Raw genomic sequence first — 6,927 nt, forward strand, 5'->3', positions numbered from 1 at the left:
CGAGGTGCTGACCGGGACCGAAATCGAGGCGCTGGACGGCGAAGAGGGCAATCTTGGCACGGTGCGATGGCGCAACCGCGCCAGCGGCGCGGAAACGACGCGCCCGATCCGCCATCTCTTTCTCTTCATCGGCGCCGACCCGAACACCGATTGGCTGGCGAATTGCGATGTGGCGCTGGACGCCAGGGGGTTCGTGCGCACCGGATCGGAGCTGGGATCGGCGCAGATGGAGACCAGCCGCAGCGGCGTGTTCGCCATCGGCGATGTCCGCGCCGGTTCGGTCAAACGCGTCGCGGCGGCTGTCGGCGAAGGCGCCCAGGTGGTCGCGGCATTGCATGCATATCTCGCGCGCGGCAACGCCGACACACCTCGAATGGCCGGGAGACCATGATGGATGAATGCAGACATACGCGCGACATCAGCAAGGTGACGCCGAGCGCGCTCGGCTGCGAGGAGTGCCTGAAGAGCGGGTCGCAATGGGTGCATTTGCGGCTCTGCCGCACCTGCGGCCATGTCGGCTGCTGCGACGACTCGCCCAACCGCCACGCCACCAGGCATTTCCACGCCACCAAGCATCCGATCATCGAGGGCTACGATCCGCCGGAAGGCTGGGCATGGTGCTATGTCGACGAGGTGTTTGTCGACCTCGGCGACGACGTGACCCCGCAGAACGGCCCGATCCCGCGCTTTGTTTGAGCGGCGCCGCATGGCGACGGAATCCCGAGAAAAGCGCGATCCGTCCGGGCTTCATTGGCGGCGGTTTCCCCTGCTGAACGGCCTGGCAGTCAGTCGGCGAAATACAGATATCCCAGCCACCCGGCCAGCACGATCGAGGCAGTCCAGATACAAACAATGATCACCGCCGCGTAGCGGCTCACCGGCCTGTCGGCGGCCAGCGCGGCGGTCTTTCTGTGTTCCGCCATCACCTCGGGCGGTATCATCCTGACCACGGCAAGGACGCCCAAAGGGACAAGGATGACGTCGTCGAGATAGCCGATCACCGGAATGAAATCGGGGATCAGGTCGATTGGCGACAAGGCATAGCTTGCAACACACACGGCAAGCGCCTTGGCGTACCAGGGCGTTCGGGGATCGCGAGCGGCGAGGTAGAGCGCATGCACATCGCGCTTGATCGTTCGGGCCCACTCATTCAGTGCCATCGGATGATTTTAGCGCCAAATGAAAACCGCCGATAGCGCACGCCAGGCGCCCGCCTCCGACAGCATCTCGAAGAGCCGATGACCGCCGGTCTACCGCACGGAGCCGGTGACGGTCGGGTCGATCATGCTGGGAACGGATTTGCGTTCGTTGCCGGCAAGCGCCGCTATGATCAGCAGGCTGGCAACCACCGGGACAAACAGGATGGCAACGCGAGCTTGCACGTAAAAGATGGCGCGCCATTCATTGCGCTTGTCGGGGCTGTTGCTCATCATACTCACTTTGTCGGTCCCCCACGCGGTGACATAGCCGCAAACGGTTAAACAACTCCTTCCGACTTCGTTAACCCAGCGGAATTGAGGCGAAATTCCCAGGCGATCCCAGAGATGGCGATGCCGGGCTTCAGTTCAGCCCGATAAGCCTGGCGCCCTGCCGGAACAGCGCCACGGCGTCCGGCTCGAAGCGGAAGGTGCCGATGAAATCGTCGGCGCAATAGTCCGGCCTTGTCTTGCGAATGGCGGCGGCGAAGCCGCGCGCCTCGTCGAGCCGTCCGGCCAGCGCCAGGCAGTGCGCGGCGATCGCCAGTATGATGGCGTGGGCGTTGGGCCGCGCCGCCGCCTTCAGCGCCCATTCGGCCGCTTCCTCGAACTGGCCGAGCCGGACATGCGCCATGGCGCGTGCGCCCAGCATGCCGAACAGCAGCGGGTCGAACGGGCTGAGATGGCGCGAATGATCCGAAGAGCCTATCGCCGCTCGCGGGTCGCCTGACTGCGAATGCACGAAGGACAGCGCGTAGTGGCCGAGCGCGAAGTTGGGGCTGAGATCGACCGCCCGCTCGAGTTCGAGCAGCGAGCCGTCCTGCTCGCCGCGCAGCCACAGCGCCCGGCCCATCGCCCAATGCGCGGCCGGATTGTGGTCGTCGACCAGCAGGCTGTGTCCGGCGCTCTCGAAGGCCAGCGCGCTTTCGCGGTCGCGGTCGCCCCAGCGCTGGAAAGCGTTCTGCCAGTGGGTGAAGGACAGGCCGGCATAGGCGCGGGCAAAGGTCGGGTCGAGATGCAAGGCCTGGGCAAAGAAATGCCGCGCCTGCTCGTTTTCCGCCTGGGTGAAGCGGTACATGTGCCAGAGGCCGCGATGGTAGGCTTCCCAGGCGTTGAGCGAGTTGGGCGCCTTCAGCATGGCGCGGTTGCGCTCGACGGTTTCGATCTCGGCCGAGATCGAGGAGACGATACTGTTGCCGATGTCGTCGAGCACGGAAAAGATGTCATCGGGCCTGCGCTCGAAGGTCTCGGCCCAGACGATCCTGGCGCTGCGCACCTCGATTAGTTCGACGCCGACGATGAGGCGGCCGGACGGGCTGCGCACCGTGCCGGTGGCGACATAGTCGACCAGCCGCCGGCCGGCATCCTCGGGCGCGATGTTCTGCTCTGCCAGCGCAAACACCGATCCGCGCGCGATGACGAAGAAATCCCTGAGCTTGGCCAGGCGGGTGATGATGTCGTGGGTGAAACCGTCGGCCAATCCGCCGCGCGTGCCGCCGCTCTCCTCGACAAACGGCATCACCGCCAGCGAAGCGTGGCTGGGCTCGACCGGACCGGGTGCGGCGGGCATGGTGGCCACCAGTGGCGATAGCGTGGACAGGCAGGCCGCCTGTGTCCGTGGCGAGGACCCGGGCCGTTGTTCACGGATCGCCTGCCAGGCCGCGCGAAGCGGTGCGAAATCGAGCTCCTCCGACCGGAATAATCGCTCCGCCGAAGCCAGGTGCTGCTCTGCCGCGCCGGCCTCGCCGCGCCCTGCCAGATTGGACAGCAACGCCAGATGTCCGCGCGTGTCGAACGGCGCCAGTTCCACCCATGTGTCGAGATGGGCGATCGCCTCGTCACTATGCGCCGGCAGGCTCGCGACAAGCCGTTCCAGCACGGCGGCATGGCAAGCGCTGAAGCGGCGGCGCTGCGCGATCAGCCAGCTGTTGAAATGCGGGCTGCGCTCGAGCTCCAGCCCGTCGAGGAAATCGCCGGCAAACAGTTTGGCCAGCGCCCGCAAGCGGTCGACATCAAGGCTGCCCAGCCCTTGCGAGGCGGCCTTGCTCACCTCCAGCGCATCGACCAGGCAGTCGCTCAGATCGAGTGCTACCGTGTCGCCCTGTGTCACGACCCGGTGTCGGCCCGGCGCGTCGAGTGCGCCGCGCAGCTTGCTCAGGCACCAGCGCAGCTCGCCCCTTGGATCGTTCGGCACATCCCACAGCAACTCGCACAGACGGCTGCGGCTGACAGGATGCGGCGCCAGCGCCAGATAGGCCAACAGAGCGCGCAGCTTGCGTGACGACGGCAACGTAACCGGCACATCATTGCGGGAGATCGCCAGCGGTCCGAGCAGGCGCACGGAAAGGACCGGCATGTCGCCGTCCGGCCTCGATCGGCTGGATTCCACGTGCGTTTCCACGCCTGCTCCCACGCTGGCCTGTCGGCCTCTCCTGTATCACCAAACACGACACGGCGCATCCGGCAGCGGATCTCAGCGCCGGATACAGCCATTGCCGCTGTGCGGCATGTCAGTCCTAGCGCGGCAAGGTCACCAAACCTCGCCGCCCAACCCGCCGGTTTGTAACCGACCCGTGAAGACAAACGCGATGACAATCAAGGAGACCAAGATGTTGCAGCAGCAGAAGATCAGAACCACGGCCGGGCGCGGCCGCTTGTTCGACAGCATTCTCGACACCGTCGGCGACACGCCGGTGGTGCGCATCAACAATCTCGGACCGGCCCACGCGACGATCTACGTCAAGGCCGAGTACTTCAATCCCGGCGCCTCGGTGAAGGACCGGCTGGCGCTCAACATCATCGAGGAGGGCGAGCGCAGCGGTGCGCTGAAGCCGGGCCAGACGGTGGTCGAGGCGACCAGCGGCAACACCGGCATCGGCCTCGCCATGGTGTGCGCGCAGAAGGGTTATCCGCTGGTCGTCACCATGGCCGACAGTTTTTCGGTCGAGCGCCGCAAGCTGATGCGCATGCTGGGCGCCAAGGTGGTGCTGACGCCGCGCGCCGAAAAAGGTTTCGGCATGTACAAGAAGGCGGTGGAACTGGCCGAGGCCAATGGCTGGTTCCTCGCCCGCCAGTTCGAGACGGCCGCCAATGCCGCCATCCACGAGGCGACGACGGCGCGCGAGATCGTCAATGATTTCGCCGGCTCGCGGCTAGATTGCTTCGTCACCGGCTATGGCACCGGCGGCACGGTGGTAGGCGTGGCGCGCGTGCTGCGCCGCGAGCGCCCGGAAACCCGCATCGTGCTCTCCGAGCCGGCCAACGCGCAGCTCATCGGCAGCGGCAAGGTCCAGCAGCGCGGCGCCGATGGTGCCCCCGCCGCCAGCCATCCGGCCTTCGAGCCGCACCCGATCCAGGGCTGGACGCCGGACTTCATCCCCAACGTGCTGCAGGAGGCGATCGACACTAGCCTCTATGACGAGGTGATGCCGATCGCCGGGCCCGAGGGCATCAAATGGGCCAGGGAACTGGCGCGGAAAGAGGGCATCTTCACCGGCATTTCCGGCGGCGCCACCTTCGCCGTGGCACGGCAGGTCGCGGAGAAGGCGCCGGCCGGCGCGGTGATCCTGTGCATGCTGCCCGACACCGGCGAGCGCTACATGTCGACGCCGCTGTTCGATGGCATCGAGGCCGAGATGGATGCCGAGGAGGCCGCCCTGTCGCGCTCGACGCCCGGCTGCCAGTTCCCGGCGACTTGACGGGAGATCTGGTATGGACGCCATGCAAGAAAACCTCGGCCTGGTGGCCGAGGAAACGCTCGATCCCCTGGACTGGGCCGATGTGCAGGCCCTGTCGCACCGCGTCATCGACGATGCGGTCGATTATCTCCGCGATGTGCGCGACCGCCCGGTCTGGCGGGAGATGCCGGCCGATGTGAGAGAGGCCTTCGCGGCACCGCTGCCGCGTTCGCCGGCACCGCTTGCCGCCGTCTATGGCGAGGTCTCGCGCACGGTGATGTCCTATCCGATGGGCAACATCCATCCGCGCTTCTGGTCCTGGTACATGGGGTCGAGCAACTTCACCGGGGCGCTCGGCGATTTCCTGGCGGCAATCCAGGGCTCGAACCTCGGCGGCGGCAACCACGCCGCCGGGCTGATGGACAGCCAGGTGGTGAACTGGTGCAAGGAGATGCTGGGCTTTCCGGCTTCTGCCGGCGGCACGCTGGTCAGCGGCGGCTCGATGGCCAACATCATAGGGCTGACCGTGGCGCGCAACGTCAAGGCCGGCATCGACGTGCGCGAGCATGGCGTTGCTGCCATCGAGAAGCCGCTGCGCTTCTACGGCTCGGAGCAGATACACTCGTGCCACCGCAAGGCGATGGAGGCACTCGGCCTCGGCAACCGGGCACTGCGCCGCATCCCGACCGATAGCGGGCGGCGCATCGATATCGCTGCCTTGCGTGCGGCGATCACCGAAGACCGCGCGGCAGGGTTCAAGCCGGCCTGCGTCATCGGTACGGCCGGCACCGTCAACACCGGGGCGATCGACGATTTGCAGGCGCTTGCGAAGCTGGCACATGAGGAAGGCCTCTGGTTCCATGTCGACGGCTGCATCGGCGCGCTGATCGCCATTGCGCCTGAAAACGCGCATCGCGTCGCCGGCATCGAACGGGCGGATTCGGTCGCGCTCGATCCCCACAAATGGCTGCACGCCCCATTTGAGGTCGGCTGCGCCCTGGTCAGGGATGCCGCGGCGCATCGCCGGACCTTCGCGGTGACGCCGGAATATCTCGAATCGACGCCGCGCGGCCTTGCTTCCGGCGAATGGCTGCATGATTACGGCCTGCAGACGTCGCGCGGTTTTCGCGCGCTGAAGGTGTGGATGGCGCTGAAGGAGCACGGCGTCGAGAAATTCGGCCGCCTGATCGACCAGAACATTGCCCAGGCTGTCTATCTTGCCGGCTTGATCGAGGCCGCGCCACAATTGCAGCTGGCGGCATCGCCGACCGTCAACATCGTCTGCTTCCGCTATCAGCCCGGTCTGACAGGCGAGGCTCTGAAGACGCTCAACACGGAGGTCATGCTGCGGCTGCAGGAACAGGGCATTGCGGCCCTTTCGGACACCACGGTGCATGGCGAGCACTGGTTGCGCGTGGCGATCACCAATCATCGCACACGGCGCGAGGATCTCGACCTTCTGGTGCATGAAACGGTGCGGCTGGGGCATGACATCGCAACGCAGGGTTCCGCGCCTTCCTAGTTACGGGCAGGCATGCGATTCTGCCGCGATGATTCGGGAGATCCAGGCCGTGACGCTGTTTCGTATGGTTGCACTGGCGGCGCTGGTCTTCACCGCCTCTGCGCAGGCCGCCGACATGGCCTTCTTCGTGAAGAACCTGCGCAAGGAATCTGTCGCGGTCGAGCTGTTCAGCCGCGACCGTGAGACGGTCTGGCCGGGCAATGACAAGGTGTTCCTGATCGAACCCGAGTCGCAGAAATCCGTGCCGCTGTCCTGCAATCAGGGCGAACAAATCTGCTATGGCGCCTGGGCCGACGGCAACGACAGCCTCTCGGCCGGCGTCGGGCCGGACAATGACCAGCCCTGCGACACCTGCTGCTTCATCTGCGTGGAACACTCGACCGAGACGATCGATCTGGTGCCGTAGAGCGCGGAAGTGTCGTTGGACCCAAATTAAGTCAGGGATCGCTTCGTCCGGTCCACTTCCGCGATTCAGCGCTGCATGCAATGGTCGCCCCGCGGCCGGGTGGGCCGCATATTCGGGGGTTATCAT

General features: G+C 65.8%; 8 protein-coding genes. 5 read left to right on the top strand and 3 right to left on the bottom strand.

Annotated elements, in window-relative coordinates:
- Positions 1-391 (top strand): NAD(P)/FAD-dependent oxidoreductase (locus EOC06_RS09215; RefSeq protein WP_164898519.1); only part of this gene is annotated, 391 nt, incomplete at its 5' end.
- The gene (locus EOC06_RS09220; protein WP_128307571.1) at positions 391-696 is read left to right on the top strand and encodes a UBP-type zinc finger domain-containing protein; all 306 of its coding nucleotides are present in this window, start codon (positions 391-393) and stop codon (positions 694-696) included. The genes EOC06_RS09215 and EOC06_RS09220, both read left to right, overlap by 1 nt.
- An 89-nt stretch (positions 697-785) precedes the next feature.
- On the opposite strand, the gene EOC06_RS09225 is transcribed toward EOC06_RS09220, so the two are convergent.
- From EOC06_RS09225 to EOC06_RS09235, 3 genes are all read right to left on the bottom strand, one after another.
- Positions 786-1,160, bottom strand: a complete 375-nt coding sequence (locus EOC06_RS09225; protein ID WP_127269768.1) for a YkvA family protein — start codon at positions 1,158-1,160, stop codon at positions 786-788.
- Between the two features lie 90 nt (positions 1,161-1,250).
- Positions 1,251-1,433, bottom strand: a complete 183-nt coding sequence (locus EOC06_RS09230) for a hypothetical protein (protein WP_013528612.1) — start codon at positions 1,431-1,433, stop codon at positions 1,251-1,253.
- A 127-nt stretch (positions 1,434-1,560) separates the two neighbouring features.
- Positions 1,561-3,552: a transcriptional regulator gene (locus EOC06_RS09235; protein WP_128307572.1), complete on the bottom strand. Its 1,992-nt coding sequence runs from the start codon at positions 3,550-3,552 to the stop codon at positions 1,561-1,563.
- Between the two features lie 253 nt (positions 3,553-3,805).
- Between EOC06_RS09235 and cysK the strand changes: the two genes are divergently transcribed.
- From cysK to EOC06_RS09250, 3 genes are read left to right on the top strand one after another with little or no spacing between them, the layout of a single operon-like run.
- Positions 3,806-4,894 (top strand): cysteine synthase A, encoded by a 1,089-nt coding sequence (gene cysK, locus EOC06_RS09240; protein WP_127268753.1) that lies wholly within the window; start codon positions 3,806-3,808, stop codon positions 4,892-4,894.
- Positions 4,895-4,907: 13 nt separating this feature from the next.
- Positions 4,908-6,395 carry an aspartate aminotransferase family protein gene (locus EOC06_RS09245; RefSeq protein WP_128307573.1) on the top strand — a complete coding sequence of 496 codons (1,488 nt, stop codon included), beginning with the start codon at positions 4,908-4,910 and terminating at the stop codon, positions 6,393-6,395.
- A gap of 49 nt (positions 6,396-6,444) precedes the next feature.
- On the top strand, positions 6,445-6,801 hold the full coding sequence (locus EOC06_RS09250; protein WP_127268751.1) for a hypothetical protein: 357 nt from the start codon (positions 6,445-6,447) through the stop codon (positions 6,799-6,801).
- Positions 6,802-6,927: the final 126 nt, after the last annotated feature.

This window comes from Mesorhizobium sp. M7A.F.Ca.MR.362.00.0.0, assembly GCF_004023175.1.
In the GTDB taxonomy this organism is placed as follows: Bacteria; Pseudomonadota; Alphaproteobacteria; order Rhizobiales; family Rhizobiaceae; genus Mesorhizobium.

Coding starts and splice junctions, on each gene's coding strand:
- EOC06_RS09220 (WP_128307571.1), top strand. CDS start 391: ATGGATGAATGCAGACATACGCGCGACATCAGCAAGGTGACGCCGAGC.
- EOC06_RS09225 (WP_127269768.1), bottom strand. CDS start 1,160: ATGGCACTGAATGAGTGGGCCCGAACGATCAAGCGCGATGTGCATGCG.
- EOC06_RS09230 (WP_013528612.1), bottom strand. CDS start 1,433: ATGATGAGCAACAGCCCCGACAAGCGCAATGAATGGCGCGCCATCTTT.
- EOC06_RS09235 (WP_128307572.1), bottom strand. CDS start 3,552: ATGCCGGTCCTTTCCGTGCGCCTGCTCGGACCGCTGGCGATCTCCCGC.
- cysK (WP_127268753.1), top strand. CDS start 3,806: ATGTTGCAGCAGCAGAAGATCAGAACCACGGCCGGGCGCGGCCGCTTG.
- EOC06_RS09245 (WP_128307573.1), top strand. CDS start 4,908: ATGGACGCCATGCAAGAAAACCTCGGCCTGGTGGCCGAGGAAACGCTC.